The sequence below is a fragment of the Lactobacillus melliventris genome (genome assembly GCF_013346935.1).
In the GTDB taxonomy this organism is placed as follows: domain Bacteria; phylum Bacillota; class Bacilli; order Lactobacillales; family Lactobacillaceae; genus Lactobacillus.
Window position 1 is genome coordinate 224229 of record NZ_JAAEEB010000004.1, and the last position, 22927, is coordinate 247155.

General features: G+C 37.1%; 11 protein-coding genes. 1 reads left to right on the forward strand and 10 read right to left on the reverse strand.

Annotated elements, in window-relative coordinates; genetic code table 11:
- Window positions 1–72 precede the first annotated feature (72 nt).
- From GYV61_RS05530 to GYV61_RS05560, 7 genes are all read right to left on the reverse strand, one after another.
- Window positions 73–1044 carry a ribose-phosphate diphosphokinase gene (locus GYV61_RS05530; RefSeq protein ID WP_046325435.1) on the reverse strand — a complete coding sequence of 324 codons (972 nt, stop codon included), beginning with the start codon at window positions 1042–1044 and terminating at the stop codon, window positions 73–75.
- Between the two features lie 180 nt (window positions 1045–1224).
- Window positions 1225–2283 carry a DUF871 domain-containing protein gene (locus tag GYV61_RS05535; protein ID WP_174795078.1) on the reverse strand — a complete coding sequence of 353 codons (1059 nt, stop codon included), beginning with the start codon at window positions 2281–2283 and terminating at the stop codon, window positions 1225–1227.
- Between the two features lie 124 nt (window positions 2284–2407).
- A complete protein-coding gene (locus tag GYV61_RS05540) occupies window positions 2408–3508 on the reverse strand; it encodes a DUF871 domain-containing protein (protein WP_174795079.1) in 1101 nt (366 codons plus the stop codon).
- Between the two features lie 14 nt (window positions 3509–3522).
- A complete protein-coding gene (locus GYV61_RS05545; protein WP_046325441.1) occupies window positions 3523–4887 on the reverse strand; it encodes a PTS sugar transporter subunit IIC in 1365 nt (454 codons plus the stop codon).
- Window positions 4888–5176: 289 nt separating this feature from the next.
- Window positions 5177–5575 (reverse strand): nuclear transport factor 2 family protein, encoded by a 399-nt coding sequence (locus tag GYV61_RS05550; protein ID WP_233557727.1) that lies wholly within the window; start codon window positions 5573–5575, stop codon window positions 5177–5179.
- A gap of 152 nt (window positions 5576–5727) precedes the next feature.
- Window positions 5728–7284, reverse strand: a complete 1557-nt coding sequence (locus tag GYV61_RS05555) for an SLAP domain-containing protein (RefSeq protein ID WP_174795080.1) — start codon at window positions 7282–7284, stop codon at window positions 5728–5730.
- Between the two features lie 145 nt (window positions 7285–7429).
- The gene (locus GYV61_RS05560) at window positions 7430–8782 is read right to left on the reverse strand and encodes an MFS transporter (protein ID WP_174795120.1); all 1353 of its coding nucleotides are present in this window, start codon (window positions 8780–8782) and stop codon (window positions 7430–7432) included.
- Between the two features lie 410 nt (window positions 8783–9192).
- Between GYV61_RS05560 and GYV61_RS05565 the strand changes: the two genes are divergently transcribed.
- Entirely contained in the window at window positions 9193–20115 is a 10923-nt protein-coding gene (locus GYV61_RS05565) for an SLAP domain-containing protein (protein WP_174795081.1), read from the forward strand.
- Between the two features lie 111 nt (window positions 20116–20226).
- Here GYV61_RS05565 and glmU read toward each other — a convergent pair whose 3' ends face one another.
- From glmU to GYV61_RS05580, 3 genes are all read right to left on the reverse strand, one after another.
- Window positions 20227–21612 carry a bifunctional UDP-N-acetylglucosamine diphosphorylase/glucosamine-1-phosphate N-acetyltransferase GlmU gene (gene glmU, locus GYV61_RS05570; protein WP_174795082.1) on the reverse strand — a complete coding sequence of 462 codons (1386 nt, stop codon included), beginning with the start codon at window positions 21610–21612 and terminating at the stop codon, window positions 20227–20229.
- Window positions 21613–21675: 63 nt separating this feature from the next.
- Window positions 21676–22506, reverse strand: coding sequence for a pur operon repressor (gene purR, locus GYV61_RS05575; protein ID WP_122037953.1), 831 nt, complete (start codon window positions 22504–22506; stop codon window positions 21676–21678).
- 122 nt (window positions 22507–22628) lie between these two features.
- Complete coding sequence (locus tag GYV61_RS05580) at window positions 22629–22874, reverse strand: Veg family protein (RefSeq protein WP_034978009.1); 246 nt, start codon at window positions 22872–22874, stop codon at window positions 22629–22631.
- Window positions 22875–22927: the final 53 nt, after the last annotated feature.

Here is a 22927-nt window from a genome sequence, read left to right on the forward strand (position 1 = left end):
GACTAAGTGGTAATTCTGTCAAACTAAAAGATCTGCCTTATTTCAAGCAGATCTTCTATCTTTTTCAACTTATTAATGTTTATCTTTTTCATAGCGGGTATTAAATAAAGGACTGAGTGGTTCATGTTTTTGAATGCATTTAATTGCATCCCCAATAAGCGGACCTACTGAAACTAGAAGAGTTTTTTCCAGTTTCTTTTCTACAGGTTGATTAATAGAGTCAGTTAGCACCAAATTTTTAATCGGAGAATCGTTTAACCTTTGAATAGCGGGTCCTGATAAAACCGCATGTGTAGCACTGGCATAAACTTCGGTAGCTCCTGCATCTATTAAAGCCTGAGCAGCAAGCGTGATAGTTCCTGCAGTATCAATCATGTCATCAATAATGATAGCGCGTTTACCTTTAACGTTACCAATAATATTCATTACTTCTGAAACATTGGCTCGTGGACGTCGTTTATCGACAATTGCAATTGGTGTCTTTAAAAACTCGGCTAACTTGCGTGCACGAGTTACACCACCATGGTCAGGTGAAACTACCACGGCATCTTTTTGCAAATTATTTCTTAAAAAGTAATCAGCAAGTAAAGGTGCACCCATTAAATTGTCAACTGGGATATCAAAGAATCCTTGAATTTGTGGGGCGTGAAGATCAAGTGACAAAACTCTAGTTGCACCAGCTTCTTGCAACATATCAGCTACTAGTTTAGCAGTGATTGGCTCACGGGGTCTTGTTTTACGATCTTGCCGAGCATAACCATAGTAAGGAATTACAATATTAATCGTCTGTGCACTGGCACGGCGCACAGCGTCAATCATGATTAGCAACTCCATTAAGTTATCATTAACCGGTACACTAGTTGACTGAATTAAATATACATCTTTGCCTCGGACAGATTCATCAATATTAATTTGAATTTCGCCATCACTAAAGCGTTGAACGCTAGATTTACTTAGGGGCACCCCCACACGTTCCGCAATTTTTTGGGCCAGCGGAACGTTTGAATTAAGGGCAAACAACATCATATTGTCTTTATAAGACATAATTTCCTCCGTATTAAAATTGTTAACAACTTATTATTTTACCAAAAGTTGTCTGAAAAAGTTACTTCCTTTATTATTATTCAACTTTAGTTGGTGACATTCAAGCCCCGAATACTAGATTATCTTGGAAATTGCATAAGTTTTAAAGTAAACATAGAAATTTAAACAAACAAAAATCTGCTATTTTTGTTCATTCATAGATCTAAAAATAATGTTTTGGCCTGCACCAATTTGATTCAAAAGCGGTAAGTCTTGAGGCACCACTCGTCCTAAAACATTGACTTTCTTATCTGCTGATAAATCACGCTTAGTTATTTGTAATTCACCCTGATAACGCAGATATAATTTATTATCACAGGTAATGGTTCCCTTAGGACGTGAACTTACTTTTGTCTCTGGTTCTGTGTTAAAAAGTTGGCGGCTACGCCCCTCCGTCAATCTAATCACATCTCGCGCTACATCTGGACGATTGCTCCATTCATAATTGAATAATTCTGGCAAGTTTTCATCAACGTGAAGTGTAATAGTCCGCTGTTTAATGTAATTTTTAAAACAGTCAATCATATTTGTTGTTAAAGAGCCATCCCCAATAAAGACATGATCGCAACCAAGCTGTTTTAATTCCAGTGTGGCAGCTAAAGGATTCTCACCTCTATGTTTTTCAAGAGTTGGCAATCCAGCATGAATAGGTCCACGCAGAATATCATCGCCCGCAACAAACGCCATCGTCTCCAAATTCATTTGGTGTAACCAATTATTTTTTTGTGCCAACCAATTTGCATCTAAGCCGGTTTCCGGACGAGGAAAAAAGTTATGCCAAGCTTGTAAATTTTCAAAACTGGCGCCGTGTTCTCGTAAAGCTGTGATGTCATCTTCATTTATAGTGCTGGCATTCAGAGCAATTGGCATTTTCTGCGAAAGTTTGGCTATAGTAGCTGACGACACACCATCATCTATTCTTAGGCCGGTTAAACCCAGACTTTCAACCTGCTTTTCGTTATCTAGTGCAATGCCTAATTGCTCTAGTCCCTCCTCTGAAACGTCGGCAATGATATCTGTTTCTAAATTTTGACACCACTTGGTTAATTCAGCTAATCTTTTCAAAACAACTTTTTGATCATCTTCTGGTATATGCAATGAAGTAAAAACAGTAGTCAATCCCGCATTACGCATTGCCAGCAGATAATTATAGTCATCAGCCGTAAAATCGCGGTTGAGATACATTGAAAAACCTAGCATAGTAATTTAATTCTCTTCCTTTATCTGAAATCACTTACATGTACAATTATACTATTTTTTATTTAGAAAAATGCATATTAAAAAGCCATGAGCAATTGCTCATGGCTTTAATAATTAAATTAACTTAGTTAGATTCTCGTAATATAAATGTACTCCAAGGCTCAATGTCTTTCAACAGATCCAAATCATCTGGACAGATATGACCAACAAGATTACGTCTGCCATCATTTGCAAATGGAGTTAAAACAATTTGTAATTCTCCCTTGTAGCGTGGATATTTATCATTGACAACAACTATATCTCCTCTTTCAAAAGAGGCTTTATCGTTATTATGTGCAGGAATATCTTCTTTAGCATAAACGACACGGGGTTGGGTATCACGCAACAAAAATTCCGAAGCATCACCGCGATACAAATGCGGCTTTTTAAGACAAATTGTCTTCTCAATTGGCAAAATATCTTGTTCAAATTCAATTCCTAGAGCAGGAAATGAACTGTTAAAAGCTTTCGCAGCAGCAACTAGTTCATCTTCACTAGCAAACGCATTGCCAAAAATAATATCATCAATTTTTTTACTCAAGCGCAAATGTGTTACTTGACTAAAAATGTCTCTTTGACGATCGCTTTCCATTGTTGGTAAGCCTTCGTGAACAGGCCACGGACCGAATTGAGCATTTTTAGATGAAATAAACGCAGCGGTATGTAAACCATAGTCACGATACTTTTGTGAATATTCATTAAAAATTTTCTCACTTAATCCCGTGTATTCTTGAGGATAAAAGTTATGACAACCAATTAGATTATCAATCTCTGGATCATAAGCCATAATACTATCCAAATAATTGGTACCACGACTCATATTAAGTTCTATTTTTAACCCATATTGATTATGAGTCATGGCGGCTTCTTCCATACCGCTGAAGCCTTCATCCAATCTTAAGCCCCAAACGCCTAAGTCATGGAAAAAGACTAAATCATTATAGTCAATTTTTAACTCTTTAAATAAAACGGGATTAATATCAACTACGGTTTTAAACCCTAAATCATTTGCATAAGCAACGTCTTTTTTTAACTTGGCAAGTAAATCTTCACCGCTGGCACTCTTTAATTGCAAGAGTGAAGAAAAAATTCTGCTGTAGCCATACTTGTGAGCTAAATCCATATATTCTTTATCCTGCTCAAATGTACTTTGTTCAGGATAAAGCGAAATACCTAACTGTTTCATAAAATTATTGCTCCTTAAACTTTATTAACTTTTTCAGGATCCATGTTATTAGATGCAATAACGAATGGTACATAGATTAGGAAGCCAACAACCATATTAACAATTTGTAAGATAACTGAACGCCAATCAATCGTAGCGATTATTGCGTTAAGAAATGGTGGCATTGCCCAAGTAGTCTGTACTGCAACCGGACTTACCCAGCCGAGACTCAGAACACCGTAGGCAATTGATACCATAACTAATGGAGCAAGAATGAATGGAATAATGTAAATTGGGTTCAAAACAATTGGCATACCAAACATCATAGGCTCATTAATGTTGAAGATTCCAGGTACAAGAGAAACCTTAGCAACAGCACGTTCATCTTCACGTTTTGAAAAGGCAAGAACAGCTAGGATAAGTAACAGTGTTGAACCTGCACCACCAATCCAAACGTAAAGGTCGAAGTCGCTTCTAGTCCACATATATGGTAAAGCTTTTTGCATCTTGTGGGCATTAACGTTAGCGATTAATGCTGTCGTCCAAATACTTTCAGTAACTGGAGCAAGAACATTGGTACCATGAATACCAAAGAACCAGAACAGTTGTACTAAGAATACAATTAATAACAATGAACCATAGCCTTGACCCATCTTCATTAATGGCTCTTGAATTGTTTGAGCAATTAGGTCAATAACCGTAGTGTTCTTTAAACTAAATAGATAATCAATAATACCGACAACGAACAAACCAGCAGTTGCTGGAATAATACCAGTAAAGGCATTAGAAACTGCAGGTGGCACACTTTCAGGCATCTTAATAGTAATATGTCTCTTAACTAAAGCAATATAAACTGCAACTGAAATGGCACCCATAATCATTATGGTAAAGAAGCCGTAAGCACCAAAGTACTTGTTAAAGTTAAACCAGCCCCAGGCACTAACATTTTTACCAACAACAGCTGTACCAGCATCAGTTAAAGTCTTTATATCACCTTTAGTAAGAGCATTTTTCAAATCAACTGAAAAGCTCTGAGGCAAGCTCATAATAAATGTGCCTAGTGTAAGAAGACCACCCGCAATGGGTTCAACTTTATACTGCACACACATCTGATAACCAAAGGTAAAGGCAAACAGCAAGCCCAAAATAGCAGTTGATCCTGTCCAGACCATTGCATTGATACTGATCAGCCATTGCATTGAGTTAACAACACCCATCCAGCCTAAGTTGGTGGGAACGTCTCTAAAAATGGCATTCAATACACTAGCAACAGAACCAGCTAACATTATTGGCATTATCGAAATAAAGGCGTCACGTAAAGCTACAAGCCAGCGAATTGAACCAATCTTGGCTGCAACAGGTACTAGATGCTTGTTTAGCCAATTAATTATAGCATTCATAATATTTCCTCCTACTAATATTTCACTACAATTGTATTATAGCACATTAAATGGAAACGTTTTACTAAAAATCGATGAAAAATGTTGTGGCAGTAGGGTTTAGAGCTTTGGTATAAACCAAATTAGTCTTGTATTTCAATATATTTATAGCTTTTGAATATAAATGGTATATACCATATTTTTCTTCAAAAAATTTTTAACCTTTTTGTTTATGCTATAAAAAAAGAAATTATTAAATTTAAATTATTGCCACCAATGAGTTAAATATATGATGTTTACAAAATCATGGTTACACCTTGTCCTTGTATGGTCGGTATGTCTCATGTTTGGTTGAATATTCCACTATGCTTTTTATCTTGTTATCAGAAAAAGCTATTAGAGAAACACCGTCAAAACAATATTCCTGCTTTTCTTTAGCATCAAAAAACCAAGTAACTACAAACTGGTTAGAGGAAGTATAAGCCATGCTCAAAATATCCCACTTTAAAACTGTCTGCTCTTTAGACTTCGAATTGATATAGGCTTTTAGCTCATTTAATCCCTTATAAGTAGCACCATAACATTCACGGTAATAGACATCTTGGCTAAACCAGTTATCAAGCCTACTAAAATCGCTTTCTAGCCATGAATTAAAATATTCTCTAATAATCTTTTCCTCAGCGAAAAGTTGCTCAGTTGTGTGCATCATTTTGCCTCCTGCCAGTTTTCATTTTGACTTTCAGAATCTATCAATATTATAAGCTTAAAGTTAAAGAGCTTTATATAATTTACTAAAAAAGAACACAGTTCACATTTTCAGTGAATTGCGTTCTTTCTAGTTTATCTGATTTTATTTACACTTTATTTATTTGTCGTGACGTAATCAGTGATAGTTACAGGTTTTTGGAAACCATTAGCACTAATAATTGTCAGTATCGTATTATTGTTGCTAAATTGTACAGCACTCTTGTCTACACCATTTACGCTGGCAACTAGATCAACAATTTGACTGGCTTCAGTTAATGACAAGTTCTTTAAATCACTAACAATTATCTTTTTACCATTTAAAGCTGCTTTAGCAGTATTAATTTTAGTTAAAGCATCATTTACTTGAGTAACAGTTGACTTAGCAGTGTTAACCTGACTTCCACTGGATATAGCTGCGTCATAAGCATCGCGTAATGATTTAGCAGAAAGCTTATAAGCATCACTGGCTTTAACAGTTGTATCTTGACTCAAAGCATCCTGCAACGCTTTTTTATCGGTTGCTGAAGCAAAAGTATTTTCATTCTTAGCTGCTTCTGGAGTGTTGACTGGTGATAATTTAACACCATTAACATTACTAATATCTGATTCTCTCAGATAGCCATTTTTATCACTTTGCAACTTGTAAAACAGTGCAGATTGGTTTTCAGCTGCTACCCAAATATAACGTAATTCTGTTACACGTGCAGTGTGGCCTTTAGCAAAAGTCTTAGTTGATTGCAGAACACCTTTATTGTTGTAGACATTAGCGGTGCGAGCTAAAGTAACAGTGGTCACATTTTCGTCACTTTCAGGCTTTGAATTTGCAGGCTCAAGTTGCTTGCCAGTAACAATTCCCACATTATTCTTTTTAACCCATTGATCATTACCTGGGTAATTAGTGTCATTAATATGATAATAAAGCTTTTTACCTATATATTGTAATTTATCAACTGTGACTTTTTCACCACTCCTAATCAGAGTCTTGGTGGTGTCACCGTTACTATCATAGACATAAGCATTGTGATTAAGAAGAATTACAGTTGGGTCGTTTTGATTATCGCTTGGTACATTTTCATTTTTACCAGGTTTTTTATTTACTGGCTTCAGTTTAGCACCACTGGTTTTACCAACATTTGCGGCTTTTATAAACTGATTACTTTGACCACTAATTCTGTAAAACAACTTTTTACCAATATAAATTAACTGGTCGACGGTAACAGTTTGACCTTTCTTAATTTTCTTCTTGTCTGTTTTGCCTTTAGCATTATAAATATATGAATTATGCTTAATTTTTGCAGTAGCTACTGGTGCACTTTTAGTCACCTTTTTACCATTAACATAGCCAACATTAGCAGCTTTAATGAAGGCATTATTACCAATGCTGTAATAATCCTTCTTATTAATAGTTACTTTACTACTAAATGTAAGAGTAATGCCCTTAGCGATTTTAGTGTTTTTAGCACTACCCATGTAGGTCTTCAAGCGTTTACCATTTTTATCATAAACATAAGCATTATGACTCAACTTAATGGTATTCTTCTTTGTCGTCTTTTTCTTAGCGGTAGTCTTGTTAGCGGCCTGAACCACAACAGCTTGACTTGCACTAAGCACAGGACTGACACCTATTAATGCAGCAGCAGATACCATTAATAATTTTCGACTAATCTTCATTTGTTTCCAACCTCGTTATTTTTAAAATTATATCGGTACATAATATTGTATACTTAAAAACCGCTAATTCAAATAGCTTAAAGCATTACTTACCTTTTTTTAACACTCTTGCATCAATGTAAAATGTCTGCAAAATTCTTTTAATCTAATTATTGTTACTTTCTGCTTCTTGGCGCATCTTGTTTTCACTAATAGCGGTATAAATTAAGAAAATTAATGCCGCAAATGAGGCAACGTAAAGAACCGAGTTGCTGGCGATCCAGCCAAATTTATCAACTAGTATCCCGATTAAAGCTGTTGCTAGAGTTTCACCAAAAATGTATTGGAAAAAGCCCATGAAACCCGTTGACGCACCTACTGCATATTTCGGGACAACCTCATTAATCATTAGTCCCACAAGTGTCAGCGGTGCGTAAATCAAATTACCCATTATGATTAAAGCGGCAATTATCAGAGCATGATTATTACTGAAAAAATATAGCGTTAAGCAAATTAACGTCCCAATTACGCAGGCGATTGAAACTAATGCGCGGCGTCCTTTTAAAGCATCTGAAATCGCTCCAATAATAATTACTCCCGGAACTGATGCTAATTCAAAAATGCCGATAATCCATTTAGCAGCTGCAGGATCGAAGCCTTTATTCTGGACCAAATAAGATGGGATCCAGCTCTGAATGCCGTAGCGGACCAGATAAAGTGACATTGAAGTCAAAGTAACTGCCCAAACTAATTTATTTTGCAAGATATATTTAACAAAAATCTGGCCCACACTCAAATCAGTCTGATCCGCAGTAGAAACTTGGCCATTATCCAGAATAACTTTGTCACCTGTATAAGTAGAAATATCAGGTAACCCGACCACCTTAGGTCTATCAGCACCCAAAACTAAAATTAAGATGCAAATGATAAAGGAAACTGCTGAGGATGTATAAAAGACAGCTGGAATTGAACCTGAAAAAAGGAAAACCGCCAGTTGCACTATGGCCACACAAATAAATGAGCCGGCATTATGTGCTGAAGACCAAATGGAATACATTGTTCCCCTCATTCTTGGTCCCCACCAGAGCTGAATCATTTTTTGGCAAGCTGCAGCCCCCATTCCTTGTGTGACTGCCATTAAAAACATTAACAACATCATTAAATAAAGGTTGTGAGTTGAACCTAAAAAAATATTTAATATTGCAGACAATAACAGTCCTACCATTAAATACCGGTTGGAATCACACCTATCTGCCAATACCCCCATAAAGAGTTTTGCTATGCCGTAGCCAATACCAAAACAAGACAAAATGAGACCAATATTAGCTGTAGAGAAATGATATTCTTTCATAATATCATTTTGTTCTGTGGTAAATACAAGGCGAATGATGTAGTACCCAATATAGCCAATACAAGTTGCTAGTAAAACCCCTAATTGCCGCCATCTGTATGTTTGTGCCACTTTTTCTTTAGGAACTAGCATATTCGAATCAGGCTGTTTTAAAATCCATTTAAACATCATAAATGCCTCCTCCCCTTCAGGATATCATAGAACTTTCTCAATACTTAAAATGGTGCAACTAATTTGAAACATAACAAATCATGCATTGCGGCAACCGCATTTTTCCTTCGTATTTTAGCAAATTAAATAAATTATATAACAATATTATTTAAATATATATATAAATTTTAGCTGTCTTATTTTGAACAATTTTTTTAATATCATCATCTAATTTTTGCCTATAAAAGCCAATTATTGTTATCTAAAATTTAATGCTAGCGTTATCTTTATTTAATTTACGCTGTCTTATTTTTGCAAAACTTGTTATTTATAAACTAATACTTTATAAAACGCAATAATTGACATTTATATCATCATCTACTAAATTGATAATTATATAGTAAATGGAAATTAGAAAGGAAATTTCTATGTTAGGAAAGAATAATTACAATGAACGGGTGAAAAAAATGGCAAGGCAGGCTAAGCAAGACCATTTCTCAATTCGTAAATTGAGTATCGGTACTACTTCTGTATTGCTTGGCTTTACTTTTTTAGGCTTAAACAGCAAAACAGTTAAGGCTGATACAGTTGTTCCACCTCAACAAACTGAGAAGAAGGCCTATTCTCAAGGGGAAATCTTTTCGCAAGACAGCAACAAAAATACCGCACGAGATATATCTACTACTACATACAAAACAAACAAGCCAGAAGGGGAACCAAATTTAACCGCATTTTCTGGCTTGAGTTCGTTTTTGAGGGAGAATAATAGTAACAGTAAACAAAATGACACTGCTCAAACAGATCAAACTCCTGCCAATAATGACGAGCCAGACAAAGAAGAGCCTAACGCAAACAGTACAGATAACAATGAAATTAACAAGGGCAATATAGATAAAACAGATATTAACACTGATAATTCTGACAAGGAAGAGCCCAATGCAGACGATACTGCTAAGCAGGAAACTGGCAAAACAGATCAAAATAATGACGCCGCAAAGTCTAAGATCACCGCAAAAGATGCAAAAGACGCTGGTAAAAAAGTAAGCGTTGGTAACTGGAAGGATTTTATTAGCGCCCTAACCAATAGTAATGTAAGTGAAATTGATATTACCAATAATATTATTGCTGACAGAGAGACAGGTCATAATCGCCAGGCTTTTCAAGGTAGAAAATTATTAATTAAGTCTGCAGGTAATGCGAAATATACTCTTGATTTCAAGAGTAACCACCCTACTCTTACCGGTAATTCTTCTTTAGATATTACTTATGAAAACTTAATACTTAAAAGTACCGACTATTATGGTGTCGCTGACACTTACAATATGACTAGAGGGCAAACGGCTAAAATCACTTTTAGAAACATTATCTTTTATGGTTCACAATTAGCTTATACCAAAAACAATACTGACATTATTTTTGAAGGTCAAATTCACGCGGAAACTGTCAAAATTCCAAGCAACATTGGCGGTTGGTTTGACGGTAATAATCAGCAACTTTTAGAATTTACCAACAGCAATAATAGCATTACTTTTAAAGCAGGCTGCCACTTTGACGGTTCGACATTTGGTGGTACCTTGATTGAAATGAGAGGAGAAGGCAATTCTCTTACTGTTGAACAAGGAGCAGTTGTTAACCTGACCCCACTTAAAACGTATGATGGCTCAAATGGTGCTAATAATGGTGAACACGGCAATCCAATCAGTGCCATCTTTATTAGTGACGATGCGCAAGTAACTGTTCACGGTCAAGTGAATATTAACATCGGGCAAAGTGAAGGAATTAAGTATGCGGGCAAGCAAAATAACGGGCAAGCCAGAGCAATTTACCTAGATAGCGCCAAATCAAAAGTTAACATTGGAAAAGGCGGTATTATTACCGTTAGCACGAATGGAAATATTTCAACTAGAAATAAGCAAAACTTGATTTATATTGGGGGCGATTTTGCCATTAATTCTGGCGGTGCTCTCAAAATTACTGGGCAAAACATGGGCAATTATACTGGTTCGCTAGTGCAAATTGATGGTAAAGCTAACGTGCAAAACGGCGGCTTTGAAATCCAATTAGTTGGTGATGCCGGTACTGGTGCAATAAAATTGGTTGATGTGGCCAATACCGGGCAACTAATTGTTAATAACCCTACTTCTCTTGTATTAGATGCTCATCTGAACAACAATGACCGTACCAGCATTATCGGTGATAATAAAATTACGGTCACAAATGTTCGCCAGTCCTTAAACCTTGGTGAACTGTTAAATGGATCAGTTGCTGGCAGCAACTTAGTCTTGCCGCCTTTTCATGTTTTACAAGTCGAAAAAACTGCTAAAACTGTCGCAGTTAACAAACTGGAAGTATTAAACGGTCAAAGGATCTTCGACTTAGAAAAAGTCAAAAAAGATAGCCCCCAGCTTAGCGCCATTCTCAGTAAAGCACCTGAAAACTTCCAGAAATTGCTGAAAAATTACAATCATCAAAGCTATGACCAGCTCTTTCGAGCCATCGTGGAAGCAGCTTTTTCCAATAAAGACAACCCAGGCTACAATAACATCAGATTTACACCGGCCAATCAAAGCGGTTTCTTAGACATAGACCCAGAAGATGTGACGGTAATTAATCAAGAAGATGGTTCAAAACTAGTCAAAGGTCATGTATTATACTATGATCCTGCAAAAGATGGTCCTGATAGTGACAGCTTTTTTAAAAACATCTTACCTGGTGGTACCGAAGCCTATGTTTTAGCCAGGTTTAAAGATAGTGGTGTATACAGAAATGGTCAAGCTGTTATTGATTCAACAATCGCTAATCCCTACGCTGAAACTGTTGATACTTATCGCGGTGAAGCAAATGATTTGGCAGCATTACCTACCAAATTTGCCGCTAAAGTTGCTCCTGATGGCTCCTTCACCATTACCATCCCTGCCGAAATTACTACCAGGATGGCTAAAGACGCCACAATTCAACTAACTCCTCACGCAAACTTCATTGAATATAGTCCGTTAGACATTGCCAGTGGCGACCGCCCTACTACAGTTAGTCTTGGAATCAAACCATTTAGCGAGGTACAGCAAGAAGCAGCTCAGGAAATTACTGATGCTATTAATGCTGCTAAAACTAAAAAGCCGGCTAATTTAACTGCAGATCAGGAAAAAGCACTGACAGATGCATTGAATGAAGCCGCCCAGTATGCTGCTACCAATAAAAATAACAATTATGATTCTAAAAAATCAGTTTATGGCGTCCAATCTTCCAAGACGGCAATCAGTGAAATAAATAATAGGAAAAAGACGGCTTTAGACTTGGTCAATAAGGCTATACAAACAGCCCAAAGTCAAGGAGAATATGAAAAAGCTAAAGCGGCTGCAATTGACAAACTAACTCAGCAAGCTGAGGAGCAAGTTAAAAAGTTCCCTGCACAAGAACAATCTATCACTGCCGCTAAAAACCAAGCCATTAGTAAAGTACAGGCTGCAGCTACAAATAACACTAACATCGATCAGGTTGTTAATGACGGTATTAATGCCATTAATCAAGCAGGAAAAGATTACCGAGATAATGTAAAAACTGATATTAACCAGGCAATTACAAAAGTCGAAAATGCTATTGACACAGTCTCAAAAGATGAGAATGTTAAATCACCGGTAGACGAGTTAATTAACGGTATAAAAGACAAGCTCAAGCGACCAAAAGAAATTGTTGCTCCTGACGGTGATCTTGATCAAGACGAAGATGAAGCGGCTATTAATAACCATCAAAAAGAAGCCAAAGCTCTACTCCCAGGTGTGCAAGATACTATTGATGCAATTGCAGCATTAGAAGCTGCTGCTAAAAAGCAAATAGCACAGTATGGTGACGACCAACCTGAAATTCAAGCTACTTTAAATCAAGCTATCAAAGATATTATTAACAGCAATAATCCTAAAGAGGATCTTAACAATGGTATTGATAAGATTAATGGCACACATACGGATAAAGTAAAAGACCAAGCAGCAAAAGATATTAAGGAAACAGCTGCTCAAGCTAAAGAACGGATTCAAAATTCTGATTTAACAGCGGATGAACAAAAAACATACCTTGATGAAATAGATGAAGCAGTTGCTGCTGCAACAGCTACTACTGGTGATACTGCCCAATCTATTTATGGCACTGATGACGGTGAAATTATCAATAAGAGAAAAGCTGCTGCTAAAAGTTTAATTAACAAAGCAGCTGCCAAAGCTGAAATTGCTGGTTATACTAAGGGCTACGAGAATGTCCTTGGTCAAGTTGGCCAAGCCGAAACCGCCATGACAGATGCCCTAGCGGCAATTGATAAAATTGAGGATAATGCTGCAAGTAGTTCAAATATTGCCCAAGCAGAAAATGCAGCTAAAGAAAATATCTTAAACGCATTTAAAGAAAATGCTAAAGCTCAAGTTAAGGCAGACGCAGAGACAGCTAAAGGCAATTTAGGAGTTGAACAAGAGTCTAATATTGATGAGGCGGTTGCTAATGCTACCAAAGCGATTGCCAGTCATAGCTCTGCTCTTGACATCAAACAAGACATTATTGACGGCAAAAAGAACGTTTTAAATGCCTATAAGGCTGCTGCTAAAGCACAAATTGAGCAAGATGCAACTGAAGCTAAAAACAATTTAGGAGTTGAGCAAGAGTCTAATATTGATGAAGCTGTCACTAATGCTACCAACACGATTGCTAGCCATGACTCACTTACCGCTATTAACCAGGATATTATTGACGGTAAGCAGAACGTTTTAAATGCCTATAAGGCTGCTGCTAAAAAGCAACTGGAAACAGTTAAACAAGACATTGTTAACAAAATTCAGAATAATCCTAATTTAACGGCCAAGAATAAAGACGATGCTGCCAATAAAGCCAGTGAATTGCTTACCGGAAGTCAAGGCTATAATAGCCGCATTGATAATGCCGAAACTATAGCTGATACTAATACAGCTACTAAAGAAGGTACTGCCGCATTAAACAATTTACTTGATGAGCAAAACTTAAGTGGTCGACGTAATCAAGCTATTGCAGCAATTCAGGATGCAAAAGACAAAGCCATTGCTACGATTACAAATAATAAAAATCTGAGTGACGAGGAAAAAACCAAATATCAAGAACTAATTAATACTGCAACTGCTGCTGGTGTTGCTAAAATCACTCAAGATGAAAATGAAACTGCAATTGCAACAGACGAAGACAATGCTATTAAAAATATTACTGGTTATCAAGAAAATGCTGCTAATACCGGCTCTACTAATTTAAATAAGCAGCGCCAAGATGCAATTAAGGAAGTTGAAGAAGCAGCTAATAACGCTTTAAGTACAATTGACGACTTTGACGATACTGTTTTAAGTCCAGAAGATAAACAACATTATCAAGAAACTATTAATAAAGACTTAGCTAACGCCAAAGCAGCAATTAATGCAGCTAAAGACAATGATGGTGTTAATTCCGCTAGACAAGCTGGTAAAACTAGTATCAATGAGGATTTGGCGGCTGGTCAATTAATAGTCGCAAAATCTCAGGCAAATATAGCGTTGCAAGATGATAAGAAAAAAGACTTAGATACTATTAATCAGGCTTTTACCGATAATAAAATTAATAGCGAGCAAAAAGACGCCTTAACAGGCAAAATTAATAGCTTCTACGAAACAGCAACCAGCAAAGTTTACAATGACTCGACTGCTGAACAAGTGGCTAAAGATAGAGATGATGGCATTGCTGCTATGGCCAGCGTTGCTAGCAGTATTGCCAGTGAAGAAGCAAAATACTTAGAGCAACAAAAAGATGATGCTTTAACCAATAAAGACACTGGCCTAAATGCTCTAGCAGAGAAAATTCGGACAAGTATCGAAAAAGATCCTAACCTTTCCGGCAAAGAAAAAAGTGATTACTATGACGAAATTAGTTCTGCTTTAACTTCAGCCAAAACTGATATTCAAAATGCTCATTCTCAAGATGAAATTGCTACTGCAACAAACGCTGGTCGGGAAGCTTTAAATAAAATTCTTGCTAACGTTGTATTGCAATCAAGTAGAAGCGCTGCCCTTAAAGAATTGTTGAACACCTGCACCGATGTTTCTAATCAAATTACCAACTTACAAAATGTTAACAGCACTACTAAAGACGGATTAATTAAACAGTTAACTGATTACTATAATGATGCAGTTGCTAAAGTAAAGAATGTTCCTGCTGCTCAAGTCGATTCTGAAAAGCAGCAAGGCATTGATAATATGAACACAGTTGTTAGGGATGCGCAAAGCCTTGATACCAATATTGATCATGCTAAGCAAGAAGTCGACAAGCAGGCTGATCAAGCAATTTCTACCATTAATCAATCTGCGATGTCTGACGCGGATAAAACTCAAACCATTGCAAAAATCAACGATGAAAGAGCTAAAGCTAAGCAAAATATTGAATTGCAAAAAAATAATGATGCCGTAGACAAAGCCAAAAATGATGGTAAAGATGCTATTGGTCAGGTTGCAGCCACAGCTATGACAGCTGATTTGGAGAATGCTAAACATCACAGCGAAGAGGCTATTAACCAAGCTGCTCAAGAAGCAATTAGCAGATTAAAATCTTCATATGACACTCTAAGCGCTGAAGAAAAAGAAGAAGCTAGTTCCCAATATGAGCAGGCAATCTCTGATATCAATCAGGCTGTTGCGGATGCCAAGAGTAAATTACAAAACGGCAAGGCAAAAGATGGTATCAATAAAATCACTACTGATACCATTAATGCAATCAATAAAGCGGAAGCAAGTGGTAACTTAGCAATCACCAAAGCACAGACCAGAAAAGCTATTAAAGATGTCGCAGACGAAATCAAAAACAGCTTAAAAGATAAAAAGGATCAAGACAATGTTGATTCCATTCTAGAAAATGCTGCTGCAGAAATTGCTGCTGCAAAGGATAGTGGCTCTGTTTTAGGCATTAGAGATTCTACCATTAATCACATCAAAGGAATTAAGACTACAGCAGATTCTAATGATGCTGCCAAAATAAAAAATGCTAAAGACGAAGCAATTAAAGCATTGACAGCAGAACTAAACGGTCAAACTAATAATCCTGGTGCTCCGGGTATTTTAGCTCAAATTGATCAAATTACAGGCTTAAGTGCTGAAGAAAAAGCTCAGTATAAGAGTCAGGCAACTGCTGCCAAAAATAAAGCCGTTAGTCAGGTTAACGGTCAGCAAACAACAGACGATATTGCATCCGCTAAGACTACTGGTATTATCAACATTGACAAAGCTTTAAGCGCTGCTCAATTACAAGCGTCTAAGAATAATGCCAATAAATATTTAGAAAATATTGCCCAAACAGCTGCAGATAATATCCAGAAGATCGAACAGTCAGCTCTAAGTGATACTGAGAAAGCCCAGCAAATTGACTTAATCAACTCAAATAAAGAGATAGCTATCCAAAATATTAACAAGGCGCAAAGTCCAGACGAGGTAGAAAAAGCCAAACAAGGCGCTGAAAATGCCATTACCGGTATTGTACAAAATGCTAAAGATAACGCCGCTTTGCTGCAGGAACAAAATGCCGCCTACAACTCACTGGTTGAGCAGGCTAAAAAGCTGAGCCAGCGCTTAAGCGATGACCGTTTGCACAATAAAGTTGATCAAAATCAATATGATGACTTAAGTAAGGCTATTAGTGACGCTTTAAGTGCAGCTAAAGCCGAGATTTCTGCTGCCACTGATCTGGATAAAATTAATGCTGCCAAAGGTAATGGTGAGACAGCTCTTAACAAGGTCAATAATAATATTGCTAACGAAGAAGCTCTAGCCCAAGCTCTCAATGATTTACAAACTGCAGCCACCAACGCCAAAGCTAAAGCTGCTGAAACTGAAGACAGCACCGTTGCTGACCAAATGAAAGCACAAATAGATCAGGAACAAAAGAAAGCAGCAGCAAAGATTATTAACGCTAGGAGCAGTAAGCAAAACACTATTACGCAAATTCAATCAGCTGCAGAAGATGGCATTACCACAATTAACAAACTAGGTGAAGACTTTGATAATAAAAATCAAATAGTTAAAGGCCTAAAAGAATATGCTGCAAGTGCCAAAACTGATATTGATAGTATAGGTTTAGCCGGCAACGATGCCGCTAGTGGCTATCAAGACATTGACCAAGCCTTAAATGATGGTATTAGTTCAATTTATGGCGGGACAAGTGAACAGCTATCCCAGTTAGAACAAGATGCCAAAACAAACATTGATCAGGCAAAATTGCCAAGCAAACTGACTGCAGAAAAGAATAAACAAATTAACAAGTTTAAGGACTATGTTAACAGTAAAGGTGAAATTGCCAGTGTGGCAACCAACCTTGAGCAAGATCAAATTGACGCGCTTCAAAAGCAATTGGAAGAAGCCGTTAACAAAACCATTGCTAACATTGCCGGTATTAAGCTTGAAAACAACTACGAAGATGCTAAAACACAAGTTGAAAATACCGAACAAGGTATAGTGCCAGAAGGTGAAACTGCTAATTTTGGTGAGAAAGAAATCGACCGTATTTTCCAAGTTGCACAAGAAAAAGCCGAAATAGTTAGAGCGAAACAAGAAGCAATCTCTCAGGTAGAACAAGCACAAAAAGAAGCAAATGATGCCATAGAAAAATCTGGTTTGTCCCCAGCAGACCAGCAAAAGCAGAAGGAACAAGTTCAAAAACTTGTTGAACAAGCAAAAACTGACATTAATTCTGTTTCGCAATCTGAAACAACTGCTAAAGACCAAATAGATAATAATAGAAAACAAGCTATTACTAATATCAACAGCATTAAAGAACAGACAGCCCTGGCTGGACAAAAGACGAAAGCCGAGAGTGTTCTAAAGGATAAACAAACTAAGGCTTATGCTGTAATTGATCAATCTCAATTAACTGCCGAGCAAAAGGCAGCAGCCAAAAAAGCAGTTGATGATGCATACAAGCAGAGCTACCAAGATATCGAAAGTGCTGCTGCAAGTGCCGACATCCCAGAAGAAGCTGATATTGGGCAAAACATTGATCGGCTGTTGGCTAAGCCTGAAACTGGCACTGAACCAGAATGGTTTAATAATGAACAAAATAATGCCCTTAAGGGCGCTGAAGGAGTAGACGGCATTAACAATGCATATAGTAGATTAAAAGACAGGTTGAAAGATAAGCTGTCACCAGAATTGCTAGATCATATTGACGAGCAAATTAAAGCTATTAATAATGCTACTGATATCCAGACTACCAGTGCCGCTTATGATGAGGTTATGACTATTATCAATAAGGAGCAGGCTAAAGCTGACATTGACGAAGAAGCTGCAAAAGTAACTGCAGAAATCGACAGTAACGATAAATTAGCTGCTGAAACAAAGAACAGGCTGAAAGAGCAAATTAAAGATGATAGCCAGAAAGCCAAGGATCAAATTGATGCAATTATTGCTCCTAAAGGTGATACATTAGGCAAAAAGGACCAGATTGATAAAATCACAGAAACCGCTAAATCCGATATTGACAGTGCTGGTAATGCCGCTAAAGAGGAATCTATTAGTTCGCTTAAAGCAGAAGCCAACAATGAATTAGCTGCTGAACATCAAAAAGCAGTAGCTGAACTAAAAGACAAGTTTGGTGAAAATGCTGATACCACCAATGTTGATAAAGCATATCACGAGCACTCACAGGTGAATGGTGACTCAATTGCAGATATTACAGCAGCTAAGATTGCAGCTGCAAAAGAAATAGCTAAAGGCTCAGTAGCTGACACTGCTGCCAACGCTAAAAACCAAGTTGATAAATTAAAGCATCAAGATGGCAGCGATTATACTAGTGCTGAAAAGCAGGCAATTAAAGATTACTTTGACCAAGAAGCAGCTAAAGCTAACTCGGATCAAACGGGCACTATTGATCAGGCTCAAGATTCTGCTGGCGTAGAAAAGGCCAGAAAAGAAGCTGTCGAGCAAATAAACAATATTATTGGTGCTGATAGTAACGAACTGGATGATATTTTAAATAGCAACAGCACTGTACTAAAAGAGAGATTAACAGCTGCCTATGATTCCGCTGTTAAAGCTCTTACAGACAGGTTTAAGGATAAAGCAAACACCACTAGCGTTGATCAAGCATACGAAAGTGCTGAAGATGCGCTCATTGATCCTGCTAACGCGGATAAACTCGCTGCAACAGAATTAGCTGGTGAAAAGGCAATTGCTGCTGGAGCTCTGGCAGCCGCACAAAAAGCAGCTACAAGTGAAATTCAATCTTCAAGCAAATACACTGAGCAAGAAAAGCGAGCTATTATTAAGCAAATTGAGACAGATATGTCCCAGGCAAACGCTGCTCTCAAACAGCCTGAGGTTAATGACAGTCAGACAATTACCAAATTACGTGATGATGCTATTAAGCAAATGTATCTTAATGTTACGGATTCTGCCACAATAGACCATATTCTTCATGATATTAATCACGAAAATGAACATAGTTCTAGCAATCATTCCGTTCCTGCCCCTGCTAACAATACGGCTGTTAATACTACCAGCAAAGAAGATAATGAGGCAAAACTTGATTTAAGCAGCAGAGAAGAATTAACTTTAATGCATAACGCTTACCTTTACGATGAAAATGGCAAACGTGCTAACAAAGTTATTCTTGGTGCCGGCTCAATCATTACTTCATACGGCACCAAAGAAATTAACGGGCAGAGCTATTACGTCTTGGTCGATAAAGGCAATCAGAATAAAATTTACTATATTGCTCTGGGTAATGTTATTCCTACAAGTCAGAAATTAAAACATAATGCCTATGTTTACAATAAACATGGCAATCGCATAAAGAAAGCTGGTGTATTAAGAAAAGGCAATAATATTAAAACCTATGGGACTGCAGTCACAATTCGGGGCAAAAAATATTACATTATTGCACCAAACCGCTTTGTTAAGGCCGCAAATATTGCTTTACAAAAAGCCGCTAGTGCAGCGCCGAACAACGAACTCGTAACGGAAAAGGCGCAACCAGCAGCTGCAAAAACTATTATGCACAATTCCTATCTATATGATCAAAACGGTAAACGTGCTAACAAGATCGTTATACTGGCCGGTTCAATTGTTAATACGGTTAACCAGCGATTCATCAATGGTAAGAAATACTACGAACTGGATGATGGTTTATTCATCGCCGCTAACAATATTGATTCTAATATGCTTAAATTGAGGCATAATGCTTATGTTTACAGCCAACATGGTAATCTAATTAGCACAAAAGTTTTAAGGAAACAGCAAGTAATTAAAACTTATGGCAGTCCTGTCAAAATTAACCACGCAAAGTACTTTATCATTGCTAAAAATAAGTTTGTTAAAGAAACTAATTTTAAATAATTAGGTGTAGCTTACTAAAATAGCTCTTGAGTTTAAAGAACTCAGGAGCTATTTTTAGTTATTCTGCAAAATCAAACAGAGCTGAAAATTGATTTCAGCTCTGTTTGATTATTATTTCCAGTTAGAATCGTTAGACAGGGGCAATTTATGCCAGTAATCAGGCTTATTTACCTGTCGGCCACGCGCAATTGCCATATCATATTTAGCTACATCTTTAGTAATTGTTGAATCTGCTGCTACAAAAGCATGGTCAGCAATATTAACCGGTGCCACTAAGGTAGCACCTGAACCAATAAATGCATGATCACCAACGTTAGTGTGATCTTTTTTTACACCATCATAATTAGCAAAGATAGTACCACAACCAACGTTAACATCTTTACCTAATGTAGCATCACCAACATAAGTTAAATGACCAACTTTGGTGTTCTCGCCAATTTCAGCACTTTTAATTTCAACAAAATTACCAATGTGCGCACCCTTTCTAATAATAGCCTGGGGCCGCAAATGCGAGTTTGGCCCAATATCAGAAAAGTCATCCATTTCGGCCTGCTCAAGCGTGGATGAAGTCACAGTCACATTATTGCCAATTTTTGAATCAACAATTCTTGTTCCAGAGGTAATTACACAATTATTGCCAATCTCTGTATTACCCTTGATAACTACATTACTCTCAATTTGGGTATCACAACCGATTTTAACATTTACGTCTACATATGCCGTCTCCGGATCAATAAAAGTAACGCCATTAACCATATGCTTTTCATTGATTCTCTTCTGCATAGTCTTAGTAGCCTGTGCTAATGCCAAGCGATCATTGACCCCAAGGCTTTCACTAAAATCGGGCATTTTATATGCACCAATTCTTTCACCTTGATTACGCAAGATTTCCAAGACATCAGTCAAGTAGTATTCTCCTTGAGCATTATGGTTGTTAACCTGCTTTAAGGCGCTAAATAGTTTCTGATTGTCAAAACAAAAAACACCAGTATTAATTTCGTTAGTTTCCAATTCTTCTGCTGTGCCATCTTTTTGTTCAACAATCCTTAGGACGTTACCCTGGTCATCCCTTATAATGCGGCCATAGCCAAATGGATTAGCAGCTTGAGCAGTCAAAACTGTAGCTGCATTGCCCTTACTTTGGTGGTAATCAAATAATTTTTGAAAAGTTGCACCTGTAAATAAGGGGGTATCGCCAGTAATCACTAGAGTTGCACCATTTTCTTTCGCCAATTCATCAGCTGCAGTTAAAACAGCATCCCCTGTACCAAGTTGCTTTTTCTGCAAAACAAATTCGGACTTACCGGCCAGGACTTTTTTAACTTCTTCAGCGCCAATGCCAACAATTGTAACTATTTTATCCGGTTCAGTGGCCTGGGCAGCTTCGACCACATATTCAACCATAGTTTTCCCACATATCTTGTTCAAAACTTTGTATGATTTGGACTTCATACGTGTTCCTTTGCCAGCCGCTAGAACAATTACAAATTTTCTCATAGATTTTTAGCCTCTTTTATATTCTTAAATTACTATTTATATTTTAGTATACTGGCGCAGAAACTAAAAGCTGCCAAAATCAGTATGAGCAATCAACGAGCCTGGCTCTGCCATGATAACTTTCCTCTTATCATCTATTTTTTTAATTTTTACTAAAGAAAGATGACCTTCAATTAGTTTAACATCATCAAAATCCGCTTCACATAAAACACAAATACCGGCAATGTTGCCATTAAATTCTTTTACCAGTTGTTGCATTCCCGTCAGCGTTCCGCCAGCCATCATATAATCATCTATCAGCAGTACATTTGAGTTTTCTTTTAACACCCTTGTGGGTAACTCCATTTTAGAAACACGATCAAGTGAAGAAGAAATATAATTTACAGAAACTGTTGCTCCCTCAGTTACCTTTGAACGTTTACGAGCAATGATAAAGGGTACGTTTAAATAGCGTGCAACTGCTTGAGCCAAAGCAATGCCCTTGGTTTCGATAGTCATCACAATGTCAATATTAGAATATGCATACCTAGTAGCAATTAATTTACCGATCTTATCCAGGTCTTGTGGATTGCCAATAATATCAGACAGGTAAACAAATCCTCCAGCTAAAATGCGGTCAGGATCCTCAATGCGATTGGCCAATTCATTTAAATATTTTTGCGCGTGCTTTTTACCCCAAAAAGGAATATAACGCACACCCCCAGCCGCACCAGCGACAGTTTCTAAAATTCCGTCTTGATTACTTGCTAAGGTGTGCTTCAAGATTGCCAAATCTTCAGAAATTGAAGATTTGGCTGCACCATATCTCTTTGCAAAAAATGGCAGCGGAATTAAGTCATGTGGTCGTTCCATTAAATATTTAGTCATATCAACTAATCTCTCTGAACGTTTCATAGAAATTACCTCCTATTGTTTGCTTTTTGCCAGTTACTACTATACACTCAACCATAAAAAAAGGCACTAACATTTTACCAAATGTTATTGCCAAAAAGTAATCTTAAGATGACGCCTTAATCTTATTGCACAGCGTTATCAAATTTTAATGTTATATTTTTGGTTAATAAATCTGTGTAACTATAAGAAACATGTTCAAAGTTATTTGAATCTTGATCTAAATCAACTACAAAAACTGCAGGAAAAGTGTTCTTCAAAATTCCACGTCTTTTAGTTACCTTCTTACGTCCAGCTCTTGCAACTACAGTTAATGAATCACCTAAATGTGAATCCAGCTTACTCTTAATGGTCATAATAGATGTTGGCAATGAAAACAACTCCTTTGAGTTGTATTATACCACTTTATTATTATTTTTTCAAT